The following is a 220-nucleotide window of genomic DNA, read 5'->3' as shown; positions in this document are numbered from 1 at the left end:
GTCGAACAGGTCGGTGGCGTAGTCGATCGCGCACTCCAGGCCGGCCGGGGCGCCCTCGGCGTCGAAGGACTCCCCCATGCCGACGGAGAGGTCGAACTTGGCGACGTACCCGCCGACCGGTTCGATCGCGGCCGGCAGCCCGGCCAGGTCGAGCGGGGCGTCACCGCCGGTCGCGCCCTGGCTCGCGCCCTCCAGCAGCAGCATCACCTGGAACAGCGGG

At 73.6% G+C, this 220-nt stretch carries 1 protein-coding gene; it reads right to left on the bottom strand.

Annotated elements, in window-relative coordinates; all coding sequences use genetic code 11:
* A partial coding sequence (locus VR45_RS41865) for a hypothetical protein (protein ID WP_045945236.1) occupies nucleotides 1-220 on the bottom strand: 220 nt, incomplete at both ends.

This window comes from Streptomyces sp. NRRL S-495 (genome assembly GCF_000966955.1).
Taxonomy (GTDB): Bacteria; Actinomycetota; Actinomycetes; order Streptomycetales; family Streptomycetaceae; genus Kitasatospora; species Kitasatospora purpeofusca.
The sequence above is the reverse complement of the archived record's forward strand: the minus strand, read 5'-3'. Positions and strand labels throughout refer to the sequence as shown.